The sequence below is a fragment of the Hymenobacter sp. J193 genome (genome assembly GCF_024700075.1).
Classification (GTDB): domain Bacteria; phylum Bacteroidota; class Bacteroidia; order Cytophagales; family Hymenobacteraceae; genus Hymenobacter.
This window is the reverse complement of the sequence record NZ_JAJONE010000003.1, coordinates 68,181-94,085: the sequence shown is the minus strand read 5'-3', so window position 1 is coordinate 94,085 and position 25,905 is coordinate 68,181. Positions and strand designations below refer to the sequence as shown.

At 53.2% G+C, this 25,905-nt stretch carries 21 protein-coding genes; 14 read left to right on the top strand and 7 right to left on the bottom strand.

Annotated elements, in window-relative coordinates; genetic code table 11:
- The first annotated feature begins 324 nt into the window (after positions 1-324).
- From LRS06_RS21875 to LRS06_RS21830, 10 genes are all read left to right on the top strand, one after another.
- A complete protein-coding gene (locus LRS06_RS21875; RefSeq protein WP_257873529.1) occupies positions 325-1,095 on the top strand; it encodes a hypothetical protein in 771 nt (256 codons plus the stop codon).
- Positions 1,096-1,363: 268 nt separating this feature from the next.
- The gene (locus LRS06_RS21870) at positions 1,364-1,711 is read left to right on the top strand and encodes a hypothetical protein (protein WP_257873528.1); all 348 of its coding nucleotides are present in this window, start codon (positions 1,364-1,366) and stop codon (positions 1,709-1,711) included.
- Positions 1,712-1,759: 48 nt separating this feature from the next.
- The gene (locus tag LRS06_RS21865; RefSeq protein ID WP_257873527.1) at positions 1,760-2,125 is read left to right on the top strand and encodes a hypothetical protein; all 366 of its coding nucleotides are present in this window, start codon (positions 1,760-1,762) and stop codon (positions 2,123-2,125) included.
- Between the two features lie 356 nt (positions 2,126-2,481).
- Positions 2,482-2,907 carry a hypothetical protein gene (locus LRS06_RS21860; RefSeq protein ID WP_257873526.1) on the top strand — a complete coding sequence of 142 codons (426 nt, stop codon included), beginning with the start codon at positions 2,482-2,484 and terminating at the stop codon, positions 2,905-2,907.
- Between the two features lie 27 nt (positions 2,908-2,934).
- Entirely contained in the window at positions 2,935-4,221 is a 1,287-nt protein-coding gene (gene dndC / locus LRS06_RS21855) for a DNA phosphorothioation system sulfurtransferase DndC (protein ID WP_257873525.1), read from the top strand.
- 35 nt (positions 4,222-4,256) lie between these two features.
- Positions 4,257-4,556, top strand: coding sequence for a hypothetical protein (locus LRS06_RS21850; protein ID WP_257873524.1), 300 nt, complete (start codon positions 4,257-4,259; stop codon positions 4,554-4,556).
- Between the two features lie 121 nt (positions 4,557-4,677).
- The gene (locus LRS06_RS21845) at positions 4,678-4,920 is read left to right on the top strand and encodes a hypothetical protein (RefSeq protein ID WP_257873523.1); all 243 of its coding nucleotides are present in this window, start codon (positions 4,678-4,680) and stop codon (positions 4,918-4,920) included.
- Positions 4,921-4,930: 10 nt separating this feature from the next.
- Complete coding sequence (locus LRS06_RS21840; protein WP_257873522.1) at positions 4,931-5,098, top strand: hypothetical protein; 168 nt, start codon at positions 4,931-4,933, stop codon at positions 5,096-5,098.
- A gap of 275 nt (positions 5,099-5,373) precedes the next feature.
- Entirely contained in the window at positions 5,374-6,039 is a 666-nt protein-coding gene (locus LRS06_RS21835; RefSeq protein ID WP_257873521.1) for a hypothetical protein, read from the top strand.
- 163 nt (positions 6,040-6,202) lie between these two features.
- Positions 6,203-6,517 (top strand): helix-turn-helix domain-containing protein, encoded by a 315-nt coding sequence (locus LRS06_RS21830; RefSeq protein ID WP_257873520.1) that lies wholly within the window; start codon positions 6,203-6,205, stop codon positions 6,515-6,517.
- A 105-nt stretch (positions 6,518-6,622) separates the two neighbouring features.
- On the opposite strand, the gene LRS06_RS21825 is transcribed toward LRS06_RS21830, so the two are convergent.
- Together LRS06_RS21825 and LRS06_RS21820 are read right to left on the bottom strand one after the other, a co-directional pair.
- Positions 6,623-9,718 (bottom strand): T9SS type A sorting domain-containing protein, encoded by a 3,096-nt coding sequence (locus LRS06_RS21825; RefSeq protein ID WP_257873519.1) that lies wholly within the window; start codon positions 9,716-9,718, stop codon positions 6,623-6,625.
- 25 nt (positions 9,719-9,743) lie between these two features.
- The gene (locus LRS06_RS21820) at positions 9,744-10,331 is read right to left on the bottom strand and encodes a DUF6252 family protein (protein WP_257873518.1); all 588 of its coding nucleotides are present in this window, start codon (positions 10,329-10,331) and stop codon (positions 9,744-9,746) included.
- An 842-nt stretch (positions 10,332-11,173) separates the two neighbouring features.
- Between LRS06_RS21820 and LRS06_RS21815 the strand changes: the two genes are divergently transcribed.
- Both LRS06_RS21815 and LRS06_RS21810 read left to right on the top strand, forming a co-directional pair.
- Positions 11,174-13,894, top strand: coding sequence for a TonB-dependent receptor (locus tag LRS06_RS21815; RefSeq protein WP_257873517.1), 2,721 nt, complete (start codon positions 11,174-11,176; stop codon positions 13,892-13,894).
- A 13-nt stretch (positions 13,895-13,907) separates the two neighbouring features.
- Positions 13,908-15,866, top strand: coding sequence for a histidine kinase dimerization/phosphoacceptor domain -containing protein (locus tag LRS06_RS21810; protein ID WP_257873516.1), 1,959 nt, complete (start codon positions 13,908-13,910; stop codon positions 15,864-15,866).
- 594 nt (positions 15,867-16,460) lie between these two features.
- Here the strand turns inward: LRS06_RS21810 and LRS06_RS21805 are convergent.
- From LRS06_RS21805 to LRS06_RS21785, 5 genes are all read right to left on the bottom strand, one after another.
- Positions 16,461-16,763 (bottom strand): hypothetical protein, encoded by a 303-nt coding sequence (locus LRS06_RS21805; RefSeq protein WP_257873515.1) that lies wholly within the window; start codon positions 16,761-16,763, stop codon positions 16,461-16,463.
- Positions 16,764-17,047: 284 nt separating this feature from the next.
- Positions 17,048-17,815, bottom strand: coding sequence for a response regulator (locus LRS06_RS21800; protein WP_257873514.1), 768 nt, complete (start codon positions 17,813-17,815; stop codon positions 17,048-17,050).
- Between the two features lie 677 nt (positions 17,816-18,492).
- Complete coding sequence (locus LRS06_RS21795; protein ID WP_257873513.1) at positions 18,493-19,326, bottom strand: ParA family protein; 834 nt, start codon at positions 19,324-19,326, stop codon at positions 18,493-18,495.
- Positions 19,327-19,996: 670 nt separating this feature from the next.
- Positions 19,997-20,668, bottom strand: a complete 672-nt coding sequence (locus tag LRS06_RS21790; protein WP_257873512.1) for a replication initiation protein — start codon at positions 20,666-20,668, stop codon at positions 19,997-19,999.
- 885 nt (positions 20,669-21,553) lie between these two features.
- Positions 21,554-21,676, bottom strand: a complete 123-nt coding sequence (locus LRS06_RS21785) for a hypothetical protein (RefSeq protein WP_257873511.1) — start codon at positions 21,674-21,676, stop codon at positions 21,554-21,556.
- Positions 21,677-23,536: 1,860 nt separating this feature from the next.
- Here LRS06_RS21785 and LRS06_RS21780 point away from each other — a divergent pair.
- Entirely contained in the window at positions 23,537-24,328 is a 792-nt protein-coding gene (locus LRS06_RS21780; protein WP_257873510.1) for a hypothetical protein, read from the top strand.
- A gap of 17 nt (positions 24,329-24,345) precedes the next feature.
- On the top strand, positions 24,346-25,845 hold the full coding sequence (locus LRS06_RS21775; protein ID WP_257873509.1) for a DUF5712 family protein: 1,500 nt from the start codon (positions 24,346-24,348) through the stop codon (positions 25,843-25,845).
- Positions 25,846-25,905: the final 60 nt, after the last annotated feature.

The following is a 25,905-nucleotide window of genomic DNA, read 5'->3' as shown; positions in this document are numbered from 1 at the left end:
GGATATAATCTCGTGATATCAAAACACGGCAGGAGCAACAGGCCCGAAATACGCGCATGAGGCGTGTTTATTGTAGCTAATTGTCATCAATAGAACGGCGGCTCAGTAGTAGCGCCTGCCTCTAGGTGGGGATCAGTGTACCCAGGCCTTAGCGCAGGGCAGTACCAGATTTTCGGGCCAACAATCAATCGTGGGCAGCAGGGAGAAAAATGCTGTTTTAAGCAAAATGGACGGGTTTTTTGTTGCTGATTATTAGCTATAAAGGGCGCGCGAACGTAAAAGATACTACAACGCAAGCATCCTTAACCTTCACTTTGGACCGCCATGAATGTTCCTGCCCTCAGCCAGCCCGCTACCCTGATTTCCGAAACTAGCCAGCCAGAATCCCCCGTTGCCTGCCGCATCCGGGAGATACGTCAGTCGGCGCTGGCTATGCTGAGCCATGCCCTGCGCAGCCCACTAATTTCTGATAGCCAACGGGCGGTGGCCACGGCCAAGGCGGCCGGTTGCCACGATATCTGGCAGTTGATTAAATGGCACACTGCCGTAATCAAGTATGTGGCCGAGGTAAAGGCCGGGGTGCGACTCTCGCACCCCGAGCCTGAGCAGGCGCAAGAACCTGAGCCGGCACGAATCGAACCCCAAGTGCCAGAAGTGACAGCAGCAGGAACTGCCCAAAAGCAGGCCGTATTGCGGGGTGATGGCGGTGGCCAGGGCGGCCGTACCCGCCAGTACCGCCCGGCCCGGCGCATGTCGGCCGAGAAGTTAGTACGCCTGCGCGCTGCCAATCAGGCGCGGCGTGATGCAGTTGAACAGCGGCGAGTTCCGATGCCTATGTGGGCCGAGACGCCTCGCCTCACGGCGCTTCCCGGCGGATTGTGCTGGTCAGGGCAAGGTGAAGTGCCCGAAGTGGGCAAAGCGCTTATGGTAAGCCGCAACGGTGGCCTTAGCGGCAAAGCAACGGTGCGGGGCTATTTCCATGCTGAGGGCTTCCTGGGCCTCGTAGCCGACTTTGAGAATATACCCGCCAAGTACCAGCAAGCCCCACGCAGCCTATTCGTGTTTGGCCGTGATGTGCAGCCGATTGCTGCCTAAGCTATCCCGGAAAAGCCGCCCCGCAGCCAAGAGGCGGCTTTTCCTTTAGGGAGTACGCGACCTTGCAACCGGTCCCTGCAGGAGTTATCGGGAAACTAGCAAGCGGAATAAACCTAGACACCAGCCCGTAATGCCATTAATATTATGCGCATAAATAGTGTCTATTTGCAGCTAGGATTAATTGCTTAATTTACCGGCCATTGTTGTTAAAAAGCAACAACGAGGAGGGGTTAAATTGCGTATATTTAGCAACTAAACGCCGGGGCCAATGAAACGCCAACTTAACGATTTAACGCTTCACGCTCAGATTACGGCCCTTTTTGCCGAGGGTGAAACCGGGGTATGGCATCCGCATACGACGGTGGAGGAATTGATAAACGAGCAGTTGGCCTACAACCGTTGCCAGGAGGCCCCCGATGAGGAAGTTGCCGTACTGGAGCGATTGGTTACCTGGATGGGCGAACAGCTACACTTGGTGCAGCACCTGGCTGAGCGAAGCTCACCGGAGGCCCAGGCCGCTTATGCCGAGCAAATTGGGTGCCTCTACGATCAGGAACTATCCGCGATGCTGGCAACCGCCGAGGCCTGCGGCGGTAATGATCGGCTGCCCTGCTAGGCAGGGGTAGCCCAGCTTACATCTACTACTTTTTGACCCCTACTGCCCATGGCTACTCTCCTTCCGACCCCGGCCGAAGCCGCTGCCACGCTGCAGCAGGATACAAGTATGTTACAACGCACCCGGGAGCAGGCGCGCAATGCGGCCCTGCTGGCGGCTATGATGGCTTGCGGAGAGCAGGCCCGGGTGCTGAGCCGAGCACTTGCCGCCGTAGAAGAGCCCGTGGATTTGCCGACGCAGGTATACCTGATCGGCCGACTTTACCGTCATGTAGCTACTATCTATGCCGGCAGGCTTGATACCCCCACAATGCGACTGGAGCCCCACGGCATCCCGGCTAGTGAGGTATTCAAGGAACGGGGAGAGTTTCTGCACCTGGTCAGCCAGCAGCTGGCACTCGCTGTCGCCGCATGAGTAGCGGAGGGTTTGCCCTGAGCAATGAGCCTGAACTATCCGCATTGGATTGCGGCCGCTGCGGGGAACTGATGCTGCATCGAGTCATCGGTTTATCAGCGCATTATCCCTTGTGTATTCTATGGTACGTGGCGTGCGCTGAGTGTGGTTACGAAGCGCAGGCCTGGGAGGATAGGCCAGTACCGATTCGGTTTGAGGAAGAGCCGGCTGAAGCACCGGAGAAAGCCATTGAGGAAGATAAGTAAATACGCGCGCTGGGGCTTTTAACAAGGTTTTTGTTGCTTTATATAAACAAATAGGGGCGTATTTGCGTATATTTAGCAACAATATAACCACTTCAATTTACTTAGCCCCTTATGGTTCTCACCACACGTCCGTCCCGCCTCAGTATTGAAGCGGAGTTTTATACTCCGATTCCGCACGGCCAGGGTCAGCGGGTAGAATTCAACGCAGGCGCCGAGGCTGGTGGCCTGATGGTTCTGGGCTTTATTCTTCGCTGTGGAGCCTGCTACTATGTGGCCGGGCCTGACTGTGCCAACACTGAACAGGAGTTGCTGCGGGCCATCCAGGCAGGGAACGTTTCGTCGCTAGGCATCCGGGAAGCCCCGGCCACCAGGGTGCATTGCTTCGGTAGCTTGCTGAAGGCCGTGGAGGGCTTGTGCAGGCTAATTGATCTGGCCTATGGACCAGAGGGTGAACAGCTATTGGATGAGCAGGATGAGGAGGAAGAACCGTTCGACGCCTGCGCCAATCCTGAGGATTCTTCCTATGCTATGTGCTAAACACCTACCGCATCTACTTCACTACTTATGCCCCTGGACATTTCCTTTATTGAAGCCGAACTGCAGGATCAGTACCTGATCGACGACAACAACCGGCCGTGGATTCTCGGCTTCAGCGGCGGAAAGGATTCCACGCTCCTGCTGCAACTAGCCTGGCGCTCGATAGCCAAACTGCCGGAGGAGCTTCGCCACCGTCCCGTGTACATTGTCACGAATGACACCCGCGTAGAAAATCCCCGTGTAGCCAAGTTCGTGGAACAGCAGCTGCGCTGCATTGAGGCGGCGGCCCAGGCGGCCGGCTTGCCCTTCATTGTTCAGCGTACCCTGCCGGAGTTACAGGAGACGTTTTGGGCCAAGCTCATTGGGCTTGGTTACCCGGCACCGGATACGCGCTTTCGATGGTGTACGGACCGGCTGAAAATTTCCCCAACCACGCGCTTTATCCAAAGCAAAATCAGCTCCGCCGGCGAGGTCATTATCCTGCTGGGCACCCGCGAAGCCGAGAGCAGCAAACGGGCTCAGTCGATGCGAAAGCACGCCGTGAGGGGCCAGCGCCTGCGAAAGCACGTATTGCCGAATGCCGCCGTTTTTGCCCCTATACGCGACGTGTTGACGCCGGAGTTGTGGCAGTACCTGAGCCAGGTTTCGCCCCCGTGGGGCGGCTCGCACAAGGAGCTAATTACCCTTTACCGCAACGCATCCGTTGACGAGGACTGCCCGCTCGTTATCGACACGGAAACTGCCTCGTGCGGCAAAAGCCGGTTCGGCTGCTGGGTGTGCACCGTCGTGGCCCGGGATAAATCTATGGAAGGCCTGATTCAGAACGGCGAGGACTGGATGGAGCCGCTGGCCGAGCTGCGCAACTTCTTAATCGAAGCCCGCGACAACCCGGCCACCTACCGGCAGAAGGAGCTGCGGCGCGGCTACGTGCGCGAGGAGGCCTGGGGACCCTACTCGGCCAACACCCGCGCCGAGGTGCTGCGCCGGCTGCTGCAGGCCCAGTACACCATTCAGCAGGAAGTAGATGCGTCGATGAGCTTCATCAGCTACCAGGAGCTGATAACTATTCAAGCGCTCTGGCACCGCGACGGACTGTTTGAACACTCTGTTGCCAGCATCTATAACAGCATCTACCCGGTGGCCATGCGTGACGAAGGCCTGCTGCGCGAGGTATGCACCGACAACCCCGATCACTTCGACCTTATTACCCAAGCAATGGAGGTGCTGAAAACACAGAAGTTGCTGGGCCGCCGCCGCAACCACGTCACCGGCGTCGAAGCGGTGCTGGATAAATATCTGCGCAACCAAAAGTAGCCTCCATCCCCTACCTCTTAAATATACGCAGAGCCATGAGCAAGGAGCCCCGTTCCAGTACCTATTCCGTCGGCCAACAAGTTGAGGTGAAGCATTCAGGTGCCAAATACCATATGCGCAAAGGTGTTATTGCCACTAAAGTCGGTGGGGGAGTTTATGGCGTCCGCATGCTGGAGTGCTCGCGGCTCGTCAACTTACCGACCGGAGGCTCCCGGACCGACATTGACGGCGAGGAAACGAAAAACCTAAAGCTAGGTTCCCTGCAGCTGATCGCGGGAGGCCTGCAGAAAGTCAACGCTTCCGGTTGCGGTACGCAGGCCACGCTTTTTAGCTAAGGCATCAGGTCAGGGCAGTAGGGGAATGAAAGGCTATGGGGCCTTCCATTTCATTAGATATTTCCGGTAAAAGGGGCGTTTCCATCGTATAAAGTGGACAACGCACCCTTTTTAATACCCCATGGCCACCATCCTAACACATCCAGCCCTGTTGGCTGATGAACCCGAAAACATCCACATCGACGCCACCTTTACCTGCTACGGCCACACTGAACAAGTGCGCCTGGAGGTACCGGCGAACTTTTGGCAATTGAGCAGCGCCGACCGGGCCGAAATTATGGATGACGAGTACGACACCTGGTGTGATGGCGGCCGTGAGCCGTGGAGCATCGAGACCGAGGAGCCAGAGAAGGCAGCAGCATAAACCACCCTGGATGCGCCTCCTACCTACCCGAGCTGCCCTGACTGCCAGTGCCAGGGAAGCAAATGCACTGTTACGCCAGAATCCGGCGGCAATGAGCCAGGAAGAGGCACAACACCTGCTGGCCAGCGTCACGGCCTGCCTGCAGCAGCATGACAACGACCCGCTGCACATTGTGTAAGATAAGGGCTACGTCAAGACGCTGACGCCGGCAGCGGCCAAACGCAGCAAAGCCCTGGCCTGGCACGTGTACCACTGCCAGGACCGCCTACGGCGATTAGCTGACCCAACATATACCGTTGCGGGCTACACTGGCCGCAACTGCAATTAAAACATGGCCCCTTTTCTGTAGACATATAAAACCTTATTTAAACCCCCTTTATTGTTGCTATTTAGCAACAATAAAGGGGGTTTAAACGTTAATAGGCTATACAACGCAACCTTTTTACCTTCCTTATGTCCCACACTGCCCACCATACCGCCGAAGCTACTGCGCTGGCGGCGGCCGCTTTAAAAGGCACCGACGTTGCCTATCCCTTGTTTAGCCTGCACGCCCTGCAGATGCGTCCTTCGCCAGGCGTCGAATGGGTGGATTGTCCCGCTCGACTGTTCCTGCAGGATCGTGCCGGCGCCTGGATAGTTGCCCTCTGTGGCACAACCAGCCGCCTGTTTCACACCAGTACGTATGATCAATACTCCTTTAAGCTCGACGAGCAGGAGTTTGTGGACCGGTTTGAGTTGCTAGCTTATTTTCAAAACCAACGCCAGCAAATTCTCGCCTTGCTTGACCAAACAGGCGCCATTAAGTTGGGCCAGCACGGCGAGCTGGAAACCGTGACGCCGGAGTTAGGTCAAGCCCTGAGCTTAGACCAGATGCAACGGGTAGTCAGCGGGGTGATTGATATTCATAGTTGGGCCGGTGAGCACCAGGCCCATGCTTTAACAGATACCTCCCTGGTAATACACACGGATGGTAAGTACACGGGTAGTCCTATCAATGCACTGGCAACGTGCCTATGGTTCCTGGTGTATCCGCTGGGCGTGTACAGCAGTGGTGGCTACGGGAAGCCGGATTTTGTGGTGGGCGATGTCCTTCTGGTACGCGATACCCTGCTACGGTAAGGTATGCCGGCGCTGCCGCCCGGGCTCCGAGTAGGTAGTTCGGGCGGTCAAGCGCCTTTTTTAATTTATTGCTGCTTTTTATCAGCGATAAGAAATTTGTTGCGTATAATCGGCAACAAATTTTATACTTAGCGTCCTCTGAAAGCCTTAAGCGATTTAATGTATGGCACCTAACTCGACCAATTCCAAGAAACCTGCTGCGCAGTCAACAGCTGCTAAGAACGGCAAAAATGCGACGGCCGTTGGCAGAACCTTCGCGCAAATGCTGGACAATAAAAAGTTTACGTCGCGGGTTCTGCAAAAACAACTGCGCATGTCCTCGCGCACTGTAAACAATGCTAAAGTAGATCCTGGCGTGCTAAGCCTGGGGGACGTATTCCGACTGGCTGACTTAATGAAGGAACCCGTTGAGCTGCTCATGCAGGAACTGGTGGCCGAGATTAAGCAGCTGCCCGCTGAGCTACAGCCCGTGCAATGAGATTCTGCTTCCTGACCCTTACCTTCTACCCGCAAGGGATAAAACAAAAACCCCAGCTCACGCGGTAGTACGTGGGCTGGGGTTTTTTTGCGTGAGCGGGAAGCGTTAATGCTGCACGCTTAGATTGCGGTTGATGATCTGGCCGCCGCGGCGTATCTGCACATGATATAAGCCCGCCGGGAGCGTGGAGGTATCCACCGTAAGGGAGCCTTTCTTTGTGCTGGCCGATTGTACCTTCTTGCTGCGGTCATTATACACGTCTACCTGGTAGGCATGTGGGTTCTCTTCTTCCGGGCCGGCGACCTTCGCTGCGAACTGATCCGGGGATTCCGTCTCAGACAGCGTAGTAACCGTTAAATATTGCGTGGAGGGGTTAGGATAGACCTGAACGTTATACGGGTCGCACATCTTGCCTTCCGTAGGATCTGCGCTAATGTTTACCGAGCCGGCCGGCAGCAGCACCCCTGAACAGGTACTGGGGGCCGTTACCGACAGCGTGATATTATCATACCGGGGCGTAACGCTGGTCGAGGGCGACGTGGTGGTGTAGGTACTCGTCGTAACTGCACCGGTGCTCCCTGATACGATCCGTTTCGTCCAGTAGTATGGACCTGTAGTATTGCCCTCGGCCATAATTACTACTGGCGTCCAGGGGCATATACGAACCTGGTAATCGTCCCACTGTATCCGGGGCTGCAGGCCTGCCCCAGCCTCGATAACCTTCAGCTGGTAGGTTGTAGCAGGGCTTTCGTTTGCCCCCGCACGCTTGGCCACTACTGATACCAGGATGGTACCAGCTTGCCCCGTGCTACGGATACTCTGCACAATCCCGCCATTCGTTGCGGTCGTCGTTCCCGTGCTGGGAAATATTGCCGGGCCGCTTATGGTCCAGGTATAGGTTACATCTCCCAGGCGCGAACATTCGTCGAGCGATACATAGGCCACCTGATTAGGGCAAACCTGGGGAGGATTGGTAACCTTGAAACGGGGCGCCTGGGTCTGGCCGGTCAGCTCCCGCATTAGAAACATCTGCGCCGGGCCGTCCATGGTCACGTGCGCACCATTGGCATTGGTGTACGTGTAGTAGGAATCAAACGGAATCTCGTTGTTGCAAATCAGATTACGCGACGAAAGATTCGTGTTCGGGTCGGGCAACTGACTGATGCCGGTATAGTTGGTCAACGTACGATACTGATACCCCAGGGCGCTGACGGTAGGAATAAAGCAGTGATTCGGGCGCAACTGAGTAAAGCGGAATTCAACGCCCTTGATCTGTTTGCCATTCAGCGTACCGGTAGCAATCTGCTGTTGGGCGTCATAGGTGCCACCGGGCGCCAGGTCATAGTTTCGAGGGCCAGTCAGCCATACTTGGTAACGCTTAGCAATAGGCTTAGCAAGGGCAACTAGTACGCGCGCCTCCCCATTGAAGATGGTCGTCTTTACATTACTGGGACCTGCGAAGTACATATTCGCCGCGATCTGTGTACCGGGCGTGGTGCTGCGATAAAAGAACTGCCGCCGCTTGTTGCCTTTTTTCCGGGCTACGTCCAGCTCCATACCAGTTTGTCCGGGTAAGCCTATTTCCGTATTCAAAGCACCAGTACCATTGCCATTGGCTAGGGCAACCCGGCGTACCTGCGTTGGGTAGCCATAGCTGCCAGCCAACCCATTGCTCTGCAGATTACGGGTAAACGGCTCGTGCAGCGAGTAGCCAGTAGTCAGGTTTAAATGCTGATACACGAGCATCTGACGGGCCGCCACGGAGTTCAATCGGGACAAATTGTGTTCCGCGCTCTCAGATAGGCCTGAAAAGTACCGGATGAAAGCTTGGTCGCCCAGCGGAATATTTGCCCCTTGATGTGGCGCATCAAAGGAAATCCAGGTATCAACATTATGCTTCCAGTAAGCATTATTATACGTAGCCGAATTATTGGCATCAGCATAGTTTTTTTCCATCAGGGCCAAGGCGTAGCGAGAAATAACACCGCCCATAGAAGGACCAATTATCGTCACCTTTTCGCTGGGATTAGCCATCAGAGGCTTGATCTTGGATAACAGTTCAATCAGTACAAATGCATTACGCTCGATAAAGTCCGCGCCGCCATCCGTATCACCATAGGCAGAGGAACCGTTATAGGTGATGAGCCGTTTAGTCGTAGGGAAATTGAGAACAATTAGGTCACGGGGCTGTTTTGCACCATATAATGCTTCGCCAACAGGACTAAACTGAGTAAATATTTCTTGAATACCGCGTTTGTCAGAAGGATCAAATCCATCAATTATGATGGTGGGCTTACGCAGTTTAGAATCTACTTTACTATTGTCATTATAGAGAAAGCAGGTAACCTGGCCTTCTCCATAGGTTGAAAACCCTTTGTAGTCTGCCCAGGGTAACCCTTTTACGTTCTGCAGAGGCATTGCTACCGAGTTGTCACGCCGTAAGTACGTTGGTCGTACATAAATCTCTGACTTAGCTGATACAGTACGACTGTCGGAAAAGGTAATGAGATAACTTGCCGTGAGCAGACCGGGGGGTAATAGTATTGCGGAGGTCCCCCCAGGCGTAAGCGTCCGGGTGAAGCCGCCGACCGTCACCTGTACTGACCGAACGAACCGCTGGGTATTACCTAACAAGAAATTGGGCGGCAGGGTGAGCGTGACCTTCTGATTAACCGAATCGGCGAGCAGGGCAGCAATCGTCACCTGCTGCGTCTGATAGGGATTCCCCACCCCGTCAGCATACAGCCCATTAATCGTGATTATACTACCCTTTTCTTCCGCTAGCGTGTCCAGCACGCCAAACTGATAATCCAGCACGCCAATAGGCAGTTCGCCATAGCTTACTTTGGTCGCCGTTGCCGCCGTGCGGGCCATATTGGCGAACTCACTGCGGCTGATGGGAAATCCCGAGCTTTGATAGGCGGCCGAACGCAGTTCGAAATAGCTTTGAAAAATGTGCGAGGCTGACGAAGGGGTAGCTTGCGTAAACTCATTGAGAAGCGCTACCGCAGGCACACGATCATAGAGAATGCCCTTGGGAACACGCGACTTATCCAGTGGTGCCGTCAGGCTGTCTACCAGTTGCGTATACGATGAAACTTGGGGTTGGTCAGTCGCACCAATTGGCTCGGGTTTCGAACTCAACTGAGCATAGCTCAGCTGGGCCCCTAATAATAGGGGCAAAAGTAGAATTTTACGCATGATTAATTGAAGGAAATTAAGGAAATTATTCTGTGTACTTCACATCAAACCGCCCCTCTGTTACCTGCACAGTGGCTGAACCATTCCTTTCTTGGGCAGTGAACTCGAAGGTACCCGCGATAACATGGGCAACTGTATCGAGCCGTGTGATGACGATCTGTCCAAGGTGCTGGGGCCCTGTAAAAAGAGGGGTTGAAGGACTTGGAGCCTCATAGATGAAGCTGGCATAGGAAGGCGCTGTATTAGCCAATTCCGGGCGGGCAACCTGGTCGAGTACATATGATCCAGGCGCGCGGACATCCAGCACACTTAAGTGGACACTCGTATCGTACAGAGGCGAGTCTTTATCGGCCGACGAATAAGAAAGACTGAGAGTAAACTGGTGATTTTGGGAATCGCCGTTATAGTGAGCAACAATCGGGGGAGAAGTAAATAAATCTACGTTTACAGGTACCCAATTCGTACCATTCACTTTACAACCAGCCGTTTGAGCACCCGTCTGCGTCGCTGCTGGCAACTGGGGCTCGGGAAAGTACTCCTTACCGCAGCCAACTAGCAACGTGGCTACTAATACGGGAAGAAGAAAGCGGGATTGACGCGCAGTAGCAGGCATGGCGAAAGGAGTAGGTATATGAAAGCAGAAACCGTAGGAACCGAGAGAAGAAGTCACATACTTATCTTCAAAGCTATTAAATCTAATATCAATACAAAGCCAGATAGCAGCAATATTTAATTGCGTGTATTTTGATCATATGTTAAATAATACGTATTATGACGTTTCATTGTTGCTAAACAGCAACAAAATTTATCTTATGTAATACACTTTTCCCACGAGATAGTTGTTTGGTGGCCAAAATGTATAAGCTGGATTTCATCGACGAGCACCGCCAACTAGGCGGAGAAAATCAGCAGGGGCTGGCTTGTATCGTGGACGACCTCACGCAACTATCCGCCATGCCTGCAGGAACTATTGGGGCTGGCTACGAGGTGATGAGATTGAGTTATTGGGTGATGGTTACTTGCTGCGGCAAAGGTAGTATTAAATTAAGGTAACAAGATTATAAGATGATAAAATAAGAATAAACACTGACATTTATAGTCCCAAGCCATGTGTGTTCACGGTCTCCATGACAATAAAGTCCGCTCAAAAAGTCTCAATATCTTCTTTGACAGGCTGGGCCAAGGCCTGTTGCCGCTTGTACGAGGCAATGGAAGTCAAGGGAAAATTTCCCAGGATTGGGGACCATCAGCTCGATTATGGTGCGGCACGGGCTAATTAAAAATAAGAATTATTCTACATGACGGCTCGCGTTACACGGGCTGGAGCGAGTGCCGCATTGTAGCACGCCAGTTTACTTCCCTCCCCTGCCCAATCGGCAGGCAGTCCCAACTCCCCCTTCAGTGCCAGCTTCTTGGCGAATTAGCATGCAGTATTTGTCCTTATACTCGGTTGCAATGCTAGCAACCGGCCTAAGCCTGTTGTTGACCGACCAGGCCTTAGCCCAAACACGTTACATTGTCGAAGTAAAAGGAACCGTGTACACGGACGCCGGCGAACCCCTGCCCGATGCTACGGTATATCTGCAAGGAAGCGCCATTGGGAGTAACTCGGGAGCCGGCGGCACTTTCTCGCTGGAAATTCCGGCGACAGCTTTCCCCGCCGTGATCAAAGCTTCTTACATCGGCTACGAGACGAGTATCGACACCCTGCGTGAAGCTGATGCCAGCCAGCGCCTGGAAATTTTCCTCGCTCCCAGCCTGACGCTAATGAACGACGTGGTGGTATCGGCCTCACGGGTGGAGGAGAACATCCTGCGCGCGCCCGTCACGGTCGATAAGCTCAACGCCCAGCACCTGGCCCGCCTGAGCACGCCCGACCTGGTCATGGGCCTGGCCCGCCAGAAGGGCGTGGACGTGACCAGCTCGGGCCTGCTGATGGCCAGCGCCAGCACGCGCGGCTTCAGCGGGGCCACCTCCGAACGCCTGGTGCAGCTCGTGGACATGATGGACACGCAATCCCCGAGCCTGAACATCAACCCCGGCAACGCCCTGGGCCTGCCGGAAGTGGACATGGCCTCGGTGGAGGTGCTGCACGGCCCCTCCTCGGCCCTGTACGGGGCCAACGCCTTCAACGGCGTGGTGCTGACCACCTCGAAAGATCCGTTCCAGCACCCGGGCCTGAGCGTGCGCCTGCGCGGGGGCACGCGCAGCTACCTGGACGGGCAGCTGCGCTACGCCCGGCGCCTGGGCCAGCGCTGGGCCCTCAAGCTGACGGGCAGCTACGCCACGGGCCAGGAGTGGATTGCCGCTACCTACGACCCGCTCACGGCGGCCTACGCGCCGGGCAACAACGCCCAGGGCTCGGGCCTGGGCTACGACGCGGTGAACCGCTACGGGGACGTGGGCACCACGTTCGGCCCCACGGGCGGGGCGCTCAACGGCAAGACCGTGTTCATGCCCGGCTGGACCGAACGCGAAATCATCGCCGGCGATGATAAGGCCATGATGTGGAAGCTACTGCCATCGGTGCACTTTCTAGTGACTGATAAAATAAAAGCAATGGTGGAGTTCAAGCGCGCCCAGGGCACGACGGCCTACCAGTACACCAACCGCTACCGGTTTAAAAATATTGCTACGAATCAGTACCGGGCGGAGCTGAAAAGCGACCGCTGGTTTGTCCGAGCTTACCAGACCCAGGACTTCGGGGAAGATTCGTACGATTTGTCGTTTACCGGTACGTATATGCAAACGGCAGTTGACCCACGCACCGGGACGGCGAACAGGAGTTATGCCCAGCAATACTTCGGGGCCTATGCCCTGGCCTACAACACGTTTTTGGCCAACCCGGCCAACGCCGGCAACACGGCCGGGGCCGAGCAGGCCGCCCGCGCGCAGGCCGCCCCCTTCCAGCTCATGGCCGGCTCTCCCGAATTCAATGCACTCCGTAAACAAATTATTACGGATGAAATGCCCGGCAGAGGGACTCAGCTCAATCCAAGCTCCTTTTTAAGTGACCTGAGCACACAGTACGAGTGGCGCTCACCGGTTGCGAATGGGGTAATTGGTGGGGGATATCGCCAATACCGGCTGGGTTCTAACGGTCAGCTCTTCTCTGATCAGGATGGCAAGCGCATTATCAACGATGAGTATGGCATCTTTACGCAGCTCACAAAATCGGCCTGGAAGGATAAGCTAAAGTTTATGGGTGCAGCCCGCCTCGATGGGTTTCAGAACTTCCCGCAGCTCTTCTCACCCCGGGTTGCCATGATTTATTCCGCCGGCAAACAGGAACAGCATACCTTCCGGGCCAGTTTCGGGCAGGCTTTTCGTTCGCCAACCCAGCAGGGCCAGTACCTGCAACTGGATTTGCAGCGGCTTATTTTGCTGGGCAACGTGAATAAGGGCTTTCAGGGCTACAGCACGGAAATTGAAGGGGTGTTGCCAACAATCCTTTCTTCACAAACTCCGGCAGAGGCTACTTTACAGGCCTACGAAGTCAACATCAATAACCTAAAGCCGGAGCGCGTGGCCACGTGGGAAATCGGCTACAAAGGGCAGCCGGCCGCCAAGCTGACAGTAGACGCGAACTTTTACATCAGTAATTACCGGGACTTCATCCGGCAGGTGAGATTTATTGGTAATGTAGACGGGAGCCGTCCAACGCCGGCGCAGCTGGCGGCGGCGGCCACCGGGGCGCGGCCGCTGCAGACCGGGCCGACGCGCGTGATCCAGGTGCAGGCCAACGCGGCCCAGCAGGTGCACGCCTCCGGCAGCATGGCCTCGCTGACCTACACGCCCCGCAAGCAGCTGAACCTGACGGGCAACTACACGCTCAGCCTGCTGGAGCGCAAGCGCCTGGCCGAGCGTTTCCAGGCCTACTACAACACGCCCCGCCACAAGTTCAACCTGGGCGCTTACGGGGAAGTGGGCAAGGCCTTCAACTACTCGCTCAACTACCGCTGGGCCGAAGGCCATCTGTATGAGTCCCCGTTCGCCACCGGCCAGCTCGAAAATTATTCGACCCTTGATGCCGATCTAGGCTTTCGGCTGCCGAAGCAGCATACACTACTACAGGTCGGAGGTACCAATCTGCTTAACTCGCGGAACATACAAGTGTACGGGGGGCCGCAGATCGGCCGGCTTGTTTACCTTGGCCTGACCGTAGAGGTAAAATAACTATTCTGTGAATATGAAAGATTTTACCGTGACAACGGTTGTCTCACCCTATGCCCTTCTCTTTACCAGTTGTTTTCTGCTTTGCCTGCCGCTGCTTGCGCAGCCAAGTCACCTGGATTCGGGTGATTTGATTGAGCAGGTGCATTCTTCCGAATCTACCCCCTCCCCTCCTGTCACCAGCCTCAGGAATGCGCAGCATGTGCAGCAGCTAAACAAAACAGCTATGCTCATGGTGAATAAAAGCGGCCTGGCTGCCGGCCGGCAGCATGCAGGCAAAGCCCTGCAGTATGCCCGCAAAGTAAAGGACATTCCCGGCGAGCTGGACGCGCTACGGTTATCCGGCTTACTGGCCAGTGAGGATGGTGATTTAGGCGCCGCGATGCAGTACTATACAGTCGGGCTGAAAAAGGCCCGAAACTATAGCTACACGCAGGATTATTGGTCGTTTTACAATAGCATGGGGGCAACGGCCACCGATATGGGGAACCACAAGTATGCCGGCAAGCTGCTGCATGATGCCCTGCAGAGTTATAAACGCTATCCGCCCCTGAGCAAAGATTCAGCAGTAGTCGCGGCATCGATCTGTTCAAATCTGGCGACCTGCTATTCACGTCTGGGCAATCATGGCAAAGCCTTGGCCTATGGACGTCGGGCGATTGCGACGCTGGCGCCTGTTCAGTACCGGGCGAGTGTCACCAAGCTGGTGGCAGGCTTGCTGGAAATGAAATCAGTTCATTACGCGGCCAGGGACTCCGCGCAGCGTCGGCTGCAAGCGGCGACAGCCATCCATCACCGCCAGAACAATGTGCTGGGCGAGGCGCACACGCTACTAGATCTGGCGGACTTCAACTTCAAACTGGGTAACCTGGCCACTGCTAACCGCCTGGCACTGGAGACAAATGAGCTGGCCCGCCGGATCAAGTCGGTTGGAATCCAACGTTCGGCCCTGCAGCTGCTCAGTCAGATAACCGTAGCGAAAGGCAACTTCCGGGACGCAGTTATGTATCGCGACCAGCTGGCGGCCTTGAATTCGACCATATTCACTATTGAAACTGCTCGTTCCCTGGGGCAGCAACGGGCCTCACTGGAAGCCCGGCAGCGGGAACATGACCGGATGCGGATTCAAAAGCTTACACAGGCCAACCTGGAAAACCGGAAGCTAAGTAATACCCAGCGTTACTGGATGATGATCATGTTGGGGTCATTACTGGTGGCCATCATCTGTATCGTAATCGTTACGTTGTATTACCGGAAGCTCAAAGAGCGGAATACCTCCCTCAGTCTGGCAAATGAGGAAATTCAGCGGCAGGCGGAGGAGAACCAGCGGCAGGCGGATGAAAACCACCGTCAGGCGGAGGAGAATCAGCGGCAGGCGGCAGAAAAACAGGTGTTGCTGCAGGAACTACACCACCGGGTAAAGAATAACCTTCAAATTATTAGCACCCTGCTGTCCTGGCAACAGGAAGTGGAGCCAGAGTTGGCCAGCGCTTTGGAAGCCAGCCAGGCCCGGATTCTGAGTATGGCGCTGGTCCATGAGCAGTTGTATGCGACCGACAACCTGGCGGAAGTACAGCTGGATGCTTATCTGACCAAACTTCTCGACACACTGCATACTTCCTACAACTCGACACAGAAGCCGATCATCATAACGAAAACACTGGCCCCGTTGATCATGACGGTCAAGGAAGCAATACCCTTCGGCCTGTTGGTAAACGAGCTGGTTACGAACTCCTACAAACATGCCTTCGCTGGGCGGGCAAGTGGGCGCGTGCACGTCGAATTAAGTGGACAGGGGGCCTCATTTCAACTTTTGGTTGCTGACGATGGCTTGGGCTTACATAACAGCAACAAGGTTCCTACGGCCTCACTGGGTACGCAGCTGATTGCCAGCCTTGCCAAGCAGCTCAAAGCTATCCTGGAGGTCGAATCTGACTGCCAGACCGGTACCCGGTGCACCCTTGCGCGGGCGTAGTTGGATAAAAGGGCTAACCGAAGATTGGAGTAAGAACCAATAGCGAAAAGACCCCTCTGGATGCAGAGGGGTCTTTTTTTGTGCATCAGCTATTCAGCATTGTGTACACTCGAAACACTAGATCAGCTAGAATGACAATTAGCTGAAGTATGACGAGGAGCTGCTTCGCCTTGAAGGGCTTATCATGAGCCATGATACGGTAGGTATGCGCAGACACTACGTGCCTGCTGTTATTCATCCTTACATCTCATGGTGATCTGGATACTCCGTTATGAGCGAGGTCACCTCTGCTCAATCCACTGGCAGCTTTTCAGCTTTATCCCCACGGTGGGACGCGACACAAAGGAGTTTGGTTTTGAGCAAAACACCAAGCATTCAGGAGAATCTTTTTTACGCTCGGTTACTGATGCCTGGGAAATTTCCTCGGCCGTGGCTGTTGGGCTGTCTGGGCCATTCTCGCCAGCAGTATCCCCCAAGCACATAATGCCCCTCACGGCAGCGCGATGGCTAGCTGCAAAAACCATCAGGGGGCATGAACCGCTGGTAAGGTTCATGCCCCCTGATGGGTTAGTTATAGGCTGCCAGACTCGCTGACTAACTTTTGGGAACAACTATATACCAGCAGATATCCTTATCGTTCCACTTCATCTGGGCAGACGGTACTACTTCCTGTACCTTCAGGAGGAGTTGCTGTACCAGCTGCTCATCGGTAGCCGGTACCAGGCGCCGTTTCGGCTTTTTCGTAATCAGTGGGTGGCTGATGCAAATGAATTTGCCAATCTCCTCCTCGCGCGCTTCACTGGTGCGCACGTTTACCGAAACTTCGGCCCCTTTCTTTTTGCGTAGGTCCGATAAGACGATGAGGGTACAGGCGGCGTGTTTAGCACCCTCTACCATAACTTCCTTAACAGGCGACAGGTCGAACCGCAGAAATAGGGCGGGGGAGTTGGGGTCGAGGCGATAAGTAGCTGGTTCATAAACGGTGGAGGGAAGTAGAGGACGGTGCCTTCTGCTCAGCACCTAGTTGATCTGAGCGGAAGGCAAGACAAATGTGCCATCCTTATTCCACCCGCACCAGGAATTATGATGAGTCAACCAGAATTAGCGGTTGAGTTGCATTAAGAAGCGATTGAAATGCAAGCTATCTAGAATCATCAGCCGATATATGGCATGAATTATATCTATCCAAGGAAATTTAGACGCGCTTTTAGCTCGTTTTTGTACGTGCGGCTAACAGCAATATTTTCCTTGCCCACGATAACGACGCTTTCCTCCAGGCCTTCCACAAAATTCAGATTGATGATAAAGCACCGGTGCGGCCGGATAAAGTACGCCGGCAGCCGCGGCAGTAAGTCTGTTAGGGTAGAGTTGAACATATACCGGCCAGTAGTCGTCACCAGCAGCATATAGTTGCCCTTTGTTTCAAAGTAGTGGATGTCGGCCAGGTTAACTTTTTTATAGCTGGTGTTGCTGTTCAGCATGCGCACCATCAGTGGATCTTGTAGCTGACCATTAGGTAAGGTTGAGGCCGTTTGGTCTGCTGGCAAGAAGTGCGGCGTGCTCGAATGAAGTACGGGGGGCTGGTTGGCTTTGGACAAGGCCAGGGAGACCGTCACGCGAAGCATATCATCGGTATACGGTTTCGTGATGAAGCCACTATGATTCACCAACGTAGCACGCTTCAAGGTTTGCTCGTCTGTACTGGCTGTCAAAAACACGACTGGAGTACCAAACTGCCGGCGCACCTGCAGGGCCGTCGCAATGCCGTCGCATTCCCCCTCGATGTTTATGTCCATGAGAACCAGATCCACTAGTTCGGTGCCTAATACCCCAATGGCATCGTCACTATTATCCACCGGTTCGAGCGGCATGTGGCCCAGACGCTTCAGCGTGCGGACAATGCCCTGAGCAATCATTATTTCATCTTCGACAATCAGGATGCGAGCCATATTGAGCGGTGGGTGATGTGGGACTCCTGGTTTGCTGGCCATGCAGAGCTACAGCCAGGTCCAGGCATATTCAACTCAGGCGTGGATGGTTACTTCTAGGCAGTTCAGGGCAAGGCTGCCTGTTGAGCCTTGCCCTGCCCGCTATTGTTACTTCTGAAGTTCAGGTGGACTTGTCGGAGCCAACCCCTCTCCTCCCCTATCGGGTAGGTTTCTTATCGGGCTTTGGCTTCGCAAGTAATGCTGCAGGCAATGTCTGGTGGCGACGAAAGAAGTCTGCCAGCATAAAGTCCACCAGGTCTTGTTTGAGCACGTGGCGGGGAGCATCCTCCATCATGCTATCAATCTTTTGCACGTACTCGGACTTCACCTTTACTGTCAAATGCTCTAAAGGCTCGGCGGACGGCTTGGGTCCCCTTTTTTTCCTACTGCCCCAATTGGAGTAGCAGCGGCTGGGCGAGCAGAGCTGGACTCGGCGCCCGGGACTTTTCTAGCGGGTGTGGTAGTTGGTTGCGGGGAGGAAGCAGTTGCTACTGGTTCAGCTGGGAGAGGTACGCTTTCCGATTCCTCTGGCTCACTACTGGCGGGAGGAAAGAAAACCCGTTTAGGTTTTGTACTGGGTTCATTCGCCGTGGGTGTTTCAGCGGCTGCTTTGTCATTCGTGGCCATAGTGTAAGGTCTTAGCGAACTGCTTCTACAAGTTTGGTCGTCAGGGCATAGTAATCATCCTTCACCCTGGATAAGGTGGCGACGTCATGAATAATGCGACCCTCCTCCTGAGCGGCTTCTACCATCCGATCTTCCCGCACATAGCCCAATACTTTATCCCGGCCAAACTGCTCGGTGACTAACTGCTCAATTTTATTGACCGCATTTTCGTGCGGTTTGTGGCGGATTTTGGGGTTATAGCGCATAATACCAACTCCTGCGAACTGCAGATTTGGATTAACTGAGTCCCGTACATCTTCAACCGCCTCGAAAATGTTCTTGATTCCATCGTAACTGAATGTGGCGGCCAGAGACGTTACAAGGAAGTAGTCAGCAGCAGCTAGGGCTAGATAAGTGAACAAGGACATTTGCGGAGGGCAATCCAGTAGCACGTAGTCATAGTGGGGGCGCAGGGGACGGATAGCTTTCCGTAAGAGCTGGGGCATTTCAGGCTTTTTGCTTAGCCCTTTCTCATACTGTTCCATGATGTAGGACGCCGGCACAAAATGCAGCGTTTTATCCATGAGGTCCGGGTTGGTAGAGGAGTAGGCCAGAACAGCATCTGCCAGCGTAGTCGAACCGGACAATACATCCCCGATATGCAGTTCAATGGCTTCGAGGGCACCGGGCTCCTTACCAATAAGATGCTTGGTCAGGTTGGCCTGCGGGTCAAGATCGATAAGGAGTACTCGATGACCAAGCTCAGCGAGCTGAGCACCCAGAGCAACAGTCGTAGTAGTTTTACAAACTCCTCCTTTGTTGTTGGTAATGGCAATGACCCGGCAGACGTGGGTTTCTTGACTCATGGCAGAAGTGGGTTAATGTGATTTGCGTTGTGTACAGGGTAAACTTAGTACACTGAGATTACAAACACAACTTTATTTACTATTATTACTTAGTATACTAAGTTTACCAATTTTACTAAGTAATCACTATAGACCTAGTTTACCTAATGGACTAGGTAATCTTGTATTACTTTAATAATGCGGTAATCGCAGGACAGCTGGTTGACCAACTAGAACAGGAAGCAACCAGTAGGCAGGTGAACAGGAGCTGCCAAGGGTAGATGAGGAGTAGCAGCAACTGCTACCAGCTGCTAGCTATGCCCCGCTACAAGAGAGAGAATATACTTAGTAAAGTAAGATTACTAAGTATACCCAGTTTACTTAGTAATCTTTTTCGACGTCTTCCTCTTGGTATCAACCAGGCCTAGGATTGCCAAGAGCAGGCCGGCAGGGTTTGAGGTAGCCTTTACTTTATTCAGTTTTAGGTCGTGGGCAAACTTGTTTACCTGACGAATCATATCAGGGCTGGATAATATTTGAAGCCGTAATTTCTGATCCACAATATGAAACCCATCCAGTGTCCGATAAGCATTATCCAGCTGAGCCTGGTTTATACCTTCTGGTGGCGTTGATACACCGGGTTCTGGCGAATTACTTGCCAACGCCCTTGGCTTTTGCTTTACAGTAAAACCTACCGATTTAATGGCGCGGCCTTTTTTGCGGTAATTAGTGAAATCTCTAAATCAGTTACTTCATTGATTGCTTTAATGGAAGGGGCAAGAACCCGCGCATTAAAATCACCGAAGTTTGGATACCCCTCCACACGTTCTTTTTCATCCCATATTCCTAGGATTCCCTTTAACTCCAAAATATCGTAGATGGGAGTAGCATCTTTGTCTTTCCATTGAGAGCAGAGGGGATAAATCTTTTTCGCATATATGCTATTCAATTTCAGAGACGCGGCAATCTCATAAGAAGTGAAATTGTTTTTTAAATCAAATAAATAGGGGAGGATGGTAGAGGACAAGGTCATCTCGATAATGCCTTCACCTTCCAGATAGGCTACTTTCTGAAACATCCAGATCTGCTCGTAGCGGTTCCCGTTTTTTACTTTGAAGACACGGGAGCCCATATCTTCCGTGGCTTCCTGCAGGTAGGTGTAGTTGTGCTCGTTGCCAGTAGCTTTATCCAGCTCCTTGACGGGAAGCAGGTAGACCAGGTCATCCTGCGAGTTGCGAAGCTTCGAGAGCAAAAAAATCATCAGGTCCATCTGCAGCTTGGTGTAGCTGTAGTGCGCGGTGGTTAGCACATTGTGTTGGCGGACCTGGTTAGGACTTGCAGTAAACAGGGGAAGGTCAGACATGGTGGCGGGAAGTAAGAAGAGCGCTGATAATCTGGGGCAAGATACGAACTATTGCAAATATTTTCTTTTGTCATAGTTCACGGATGAAATGTCATAGTTTGACGGATGAAATGTCATAGTTCACCAGTTTGCAACTAGAACTAATTGCATTAACAGTTCAACCTCAGCATGATATACCAGCAGAAAGGCCGATAAATCCTAAATTGAAGCCAGGAGACGCCATTGATTCGCTGCTGCAGGGCCCGTCGAGCAGAACTCAAAAGCCTGAAAAGCGCGACGGATGAAATGTCATAGTTCAGGATTGCTTATTATGACTGTTGATAACTCATGTCATAGTTCACGGATGAAATGTCTATAGGTCATGGACCAGACGTCATAGTTCACGGATGAAATGTCATAGTTCACGGATGAGATGCCTATAGTTCACGGATGAAATGTCATAGTTCGACCTTCCATATTATTAATAATCAATACCTTACAAGCCCCTACAAATAAGACAAATACTTACAAATCTCACAAAGTTGTGTTTCGCGCAAGAGAAAAGCTTTCAAAGGGGGGAAAACACCAGCGGAGCAAAGCGAAGCGAACAAAACAAACGGCGCCAGAACAGATTAGGGGATTGCACTATTTTAATATTATCTATAACTATACATAACTGATAAAGAAGCGAATTATCAGCCATGCGACATACTGGCCAGGACGCCGGATAATGAAATGCTCAGGAAGGCTCGTTTTCTTCGTCAGGCTGAATAATCACAGCTATCCGTACACAAGGGGACGCAGCTGAGTAGATCGTGCAATAGAGGGCAGGAAAACGCGCAAAAAGAATGCCCGGCTCTGCCATAGGCAAAACCGGGCTTAAGGGAGCATCAGTGGACCCAGGAGTTAGATCACCACCTGATCGGGAAAGATTATGCCCTTTTTCTTCATGCGCTCCAGCAATTCCCGAACGGCCTGGTCTACCAGATCCTGCTGCGAGCGTCGTTGGCCATCCTGGGTTTCGAGCATGAGAGCAGCGTAGCGGATACCCCAATCGTGGTTCTGAGTTAGACGGTAGGCTGGGCCGACTCGTTCAACTGCAGCTGGAGCTGAAGGAGTAGCCTGCTTCTTTCGGGATGTCGGGTTTGTACGGGCAGATGTGTCAGCAGGTGCGCTCACAGGTGCGTGCGCGTCGGTAGAGGCTGCCGTGTCGGTAGATGTTTGGGCGGAAGTTGACTCGGGGGCAGAATCTGGGTTATCCATGACAGTGAGAACTTAGAGACTAACGAAATGAGGAAGTAGGTCAGGAAGACGGGGCCAAGGTAAGGCAAAAATTGAATCTGATGGTCCAGGGCTACTAGTGCCTTTAAGTGTATGCGACCAGGAGTACATACGTCCGCGTGCGCATATGAGGACATGCGAGTGATTTATCGGAAGAGTAGTAAGTACAAAATTAGAGAGTGATAACAAGCTCCAAAGCAGGATAGGAATGAAAGTCTATAAAAGTACAAACCGGATAATTTGGGATATGCGGATTTAGACTAAAATGTACTTGCATAAAATCTGTGTTTATGCTGCTTGTTCAATATGTGATGTATATGCTAATTCCGAAAAACCAACTCTACTGATTTAGCTCAAGCTACGGTCGCAGGTACGCACACACACATACACGCACGCGCATGTATACCCACGCAAGCGCGCAGGCATGCACGTGAGGTGATTTGAATGAAGAAGACTACTATTCGAAGATCGGGTAGTGGTGTCGAGTTACTTAACTGCTATGACATATCCAGAGATCCTACGAATTACACAGAGGTAGTATAAGCCACACTGAGGCGACCCACTGAAAGCTGGAAATCCATTTTGTGCTAACCTAGTAAAGATCCTATATACCCTGATCCCAATGAATTTGATAGAGTATGCTTTTCAGAATAAGCAAGGCGCAGCTTCTGGAGGAACGAGCCATGTGCGGTCACACGCGTACATGTGCTAAGGCAAAGGCACGTACACGCTGAATCTCATACACGCGCAAAATTGACTAAGGCAGGAATAATGAATATTTCACCGTTAGCGACCGCTAGGTACTGCACTCTGATGGCCAATAGAAGATCGACATCGGGTGAGATTCACAGCAATAGCCAGCAGCTGGGATTGAGTAAAACCGCAACTATGACATTTCATCCGTGAACTATGACACCAGATCCGTCAGTCACTGCTGGGTCAGATGAGATTCGTACTCCTACTCACACGTACCTGGACGCGAGCATGAGAGAGAAGAGTGGGCGTACAGATGCACGAAACGATAGTCGAGCAGATTAGAAGTAACCGGACAGTAATGATGCTGCTTATACCTGGCCCGGTAGAGCCGGCAAACAGCACACCAGCTCATGGTGCAGCAAGGAGCAGCTGCAGGTACTAAGGCCACTAGGGAACCAAGAACAGTGCTGAGGGGAAATTGGCCAAAATCAGGTACCCTGGAGATAGATGATCTAGGACCAGTAGCGCAGTCACGAGTAGTAAGTGAGCAGACGACTGGAGCACTTTCCTGGGAATAGCAAACTAATAGGTTTTATAAGCCATTTGGAGGTCGTCACGCAAGTAACATTAGCCCGCAAATAGTCGCTTAGCAGAAGCGCTAACGATAGTTAGCAAGAGGGGCATCACATACTCCACGCTAAAGCGATGGTAGTCAGTGATTTAGAACGAAAATCAGAGATTTTCTGTTAACAAAAGCCATTAAATAACTGATAGCGTAGCTGTTACGTGTTAACACCTACCCGAATTTTTGGTCATACTCTGGCCATATTGTATGATATTAAATTTAATTGCATACTTTTCACCTGCAATTTACTCAAAATCAGCGTACATAAAGTTAAACCTTTGTCCTTTATGGCAGAAGAAACGGCAAAAGAAACCACTCTCCCAGACGCCGCCAAAAAAGCCAAGAAACGTCGCACCTCTGGAGGACGTCGGCACATTACCGTGAGCGTAGAAGCGCATCGGTTACTGCTGGAAAGCGCGGCGGAGTTTGGCGTCACGGCGGCCGAATACGGCTCGTCGTGCATCCGCTATTTTGCCGAGCGGGGACTGGACCCGATGAAGAATCAGGAGCGCGAAGGCATTGCCATTCAACGTCGGTTAGGGGAAGTGGAGGAGCTGGTCGTCAAGCTCGGTAACCGACTCTTTGGCTGGTTGACCCAGCACGAAAAGAACGTGAACCGCTCGGCCGAGTACTTGCACCGGGACCTGTTTGGCTTCCTGCGCGGTCACGAAAAGAGCTTGTTTTCGTACCTCGAAACGCAGGCCAGCCACGTGCATGAACACCTCAGCGACCAGGAGGAACTGTTCCTGCTGCCGCTTATGCGGGAGCTGTTATTGACCAACGTGGAGGCCCTATACGGACGGCGCCTGGGCGAGCAGATCATGCTGAAAGTGCTGGGCCGGGACCTGAGCGAGTACCCCAGTAAGCACCAGGAATTCAACCAGCGCCGGGATGCCGACATGAAGCAACGCCTCGATGCGTTCATCAGCAAACTCATTCCGCCGCTACCAGCGGGCAAGAACGCACCCCCACTCACGCCGGTGCCAGAACGGCCGAATCTAACCGGTAAAGCAGACCCGAAAGCGGCGAAGGCGGCTGTCGAAACAGAGCCCAAGACACCTTCGCCAGAGACGTTTTAGGCATCTACTACGCCCCCATGTACATCTTTATTATCAACCCGGCTATTCACGGAAAGAAGGCATATACCAATAAAGGAAGCGCCAGGCGCGTAACGAACTATCTGGAGAAAGAAGCAAAAGCAACAGGCGAGCAAGCCATCTTTTTCAATGCAGACCGGACCGATATAAGCGGCAATGAAGCCGTACAGCTCATCGATACCAACCGTAAAGGGTTGCGCAAAGAGGAGGATAAGTTTCATTCTATTGTGATCAGTCCCAGTGCCCAGGAGCTGGAACATATCGGCCACGATCCGCAAAAGTTACAGGCCTATACGGCCCGGGTAATGCAGGAATATGCCGCCAATTTCAGCACCAAATCAGGGCAGCCCCTGAGCGAAAAAGACCTGGTGTGGGTAGCGACGCAGCATAACGAACGCAAGCATCGGGGCCACGACGGCGCCCCCAGCGGACAAATAAAAGAAGGGCCACAGACCCATATTCATATTACAGTTTCGGCTCGGGACAAAGAGCAAAAAGTTACCCTGAACCCTTGGGGGAGTGCAGCGCGCTTCAACCGCGTCACGTTTATGGCCAAAGGAAATGTGGCCTTCGAGGACCAGTTTGATCCCCTAAAACAGGTCAGTCGCGAGGGTCATTTGGCCGCTGGAGCCAGAGGAAACGAGGAGCAGCAGGGACCCACACGCGGGCGGCGCGGGCGACAAACGGCTGAGGAAATGGCCGACTCCATCCGGCGTAAAGCCGCCGCGAAGGACGGCAGAAGTGGCCCCAATGGAGCCGGGAAGCAGGGGGAAAAGATCACCCGAACAGGGGATGATCTGCGCGATAAGCAGCTATTCAACCAGGTGGATAAGGTGAATAAACAACTCCCGGCTGACCGGCAGTTGATGCATAACAACGTGCTCGAAGCCGCGCGAAAACTGGACTACAGCAAGGCTTTTTATGGCCGGCTAGGCCAGCTGGGCAGGGAGGCCCAGAAGCAGCGGTACCACGATCTGCCCTATGAGTTTTTGCGTACTGGCAAAGATGCCAAGACGGCCGCCAATACCATTGCCGAGAACCAGCAGCGGGATAAGCGGCTCCTGGAGCAAGTCGAACGGCTGAATAAAAAGCTCCCCGATAAGGAACAGTTAGTGCATCATGTGGTGCTGCAAATGGCCCGGGAGCAGGACTACAGCAAGGCTTTTTATGGGCGCTTAAACCGCATTGGCCGGGAGGCTCAGGGGCCCAAACACATCCGCGAGCCGTATGAATTTCTGCGAACCGGGCGTGTTCCCCGAGCAGAGAACAAGTTAGATTCTGACCAGCGAACTTCTCCTGCCTTACCTAGATCACCTTCGCTCGGGGGACAACTACCGGGGCATACTCCCCCTGTTTACGCGCGTGCTGGTGCCAGAACAGCGCGATCATACCAGCCCTCAACTGCCCAAACTGCAGCCGGAATAGGTCATGATTTAGGACGTGCTCTAAGCACTCAGGGCTATACGCAGGACGTGCGGGGTGACGAAGAGCGCGATTAAATTTAATTGCATAGAGGTTGAATTTTGGTAGCTTTCGGGGGCATTCTCAAAAAGCTAATC

Bases quoted from the DNA above. Each gene is read 5' to 3' on its own strand.
- LRS06_RS21875 (WP_257873529.1), top strand. From the start codon at position 325: ATGAATGTTCCTGCCCTCAGCCAGCCCGCTACCCTGATTTCCGAAACT.
- LRS06_RS21870 (WP_257873528.1), top strand. From the start codon at position 1,364: ATGAAACGCCAACTTAACGATTTAACGCTTCACGCTCAGATTACGGCC.
- LRS06_RS21865 (WP_257873527.1), top strand. From the start codon at position 1,760: ATGGCTACTCTCCTTCCGACCCCGGCCGAAGCCGCTGCCACGCTGCAG.
- LRS06_RS21860 (WP_257873526.1), top strand. From the start codon at position 2,482: ATGGTTCTCACCACACGTCCGTCCCGCCTCAGTATTGAAGCGGAGTTT.
- dndC (WP_257873525.1), top strand. From the start codon at position 2,935: ATGCCCCTGGACATTTCCTTTATTGAAGCCGAACTGCAGGATCAGTAC.
- LRS06_RS21850 (WP_257873524.1), top strand. From the start codon at position 4,257: ATGAGCAAGGAGCCCCGTTCCAGTACCTATTCCGTCGGCCAACAAGTT.
- LRS06_RS21845 (WP_257873523.1), top strand. From the start codon at position 4,678: ATGGCCACCATCCTAACACATCCAGCCCTGTTGGCTGATGAACCCGAA.
- LRS06_RS21840 (WP_257873522.1), top strand. From the start codon at position 4,931: ATGCGCCTCCTACCTACCCGAGCTGCCCTGACTGCCAGTGCCAGGGAA.
- LRS06_RS21835 (WP_257873521.1), top strand. From the start codon at position 5,374: ATGTCCCACACTGCCCACCATACCGCCGAAGCTACTGCGCTGGCGGCG.
- LRS06_RS21830 (WP_257873520.1), top strand. From the start codon at position 6,203: ATGGCACCTAACTCGACCAATTCCAAGAAACCTGCTGCGCAGTCAACA.
- LRS06_RS21825 (WP_257873519.1), bottom strand. From the start codon at position 9,718: ATGCGTAAAATTCTACTTTTGCCCCTATTATTAGGGGCCCAGCTGAGC.
- LRS06_RS21820 (WP_257873518.1), bottom strand. From the start codon at position 10,331: ATGCCTGCTACTGCGCGTCAATCCCGCTTTCTTCTTCCCGTATTAGTA.
- LRS06_RS21815 (WP_257873517.1), top strand. From the start codon at position 11,174: ATGCTAGCAACCGGCCTAAGCCTGTTGTTGACCGACCAGGCCTTAGCC.
- LRS06_RS21810 (WP_257873516.1), top strand. From the start codon at position 13,908: ATGAAAGATTTTACCGTGACAACGGTTGTCTCACCCTATGCCCTTCTC.
- LRS06_RS21805 (WP_257873515.1), bottom strand. From the start codon at position 16,763: ATGGTAGAGGGTGCTAAACACGCCGCCTGTACCCTCATCGTCTTATCG.
- LRS06_RS21800 (WP_257873514.1), bottom strand. From the start codon at position 17,815: ATGGCTCGCATCCTGATTGTCGAAGATGAAATAATGATTGCTCAGGGC.
- LRS06_RS21795 (WP_257873513.1), bottom strand. From the start codon at position 19,326: ATGAGTCAAGAAACCCACGTCTGCCGGGTCATTGCCATTACCAACAAC.
- LRS06_RS21790 (WP_257873512.1), bottom strand. From the start codon at position 20,668: ATGTCTGACCTTCCCCTGTTTACTGCAAGTCCTAACCAGGTCCGCCAA.
- LRS06_RS21785 (WP_257873511.1), bottom strand. From the start codon at position 21,676: ATGCTCGAAACCCAGGATGGCCAACGACGCTCGCAGCAGGATCTGGTA.
- LRS06_RS21780 (WP_257873510.1), top strand. From the start codon at position 23,537: ATGGCAGAAGAAACGGCAAAAGAAACCACTCTCCCAGACGCCGCCAAA.
- LRS06_RS21775 (WP_257873509.1), top strand. From the start codon at position 24,346: ATGTACATCTTTATTATCAACCCGGCTATTCACGGAAAGAAGGCATAT.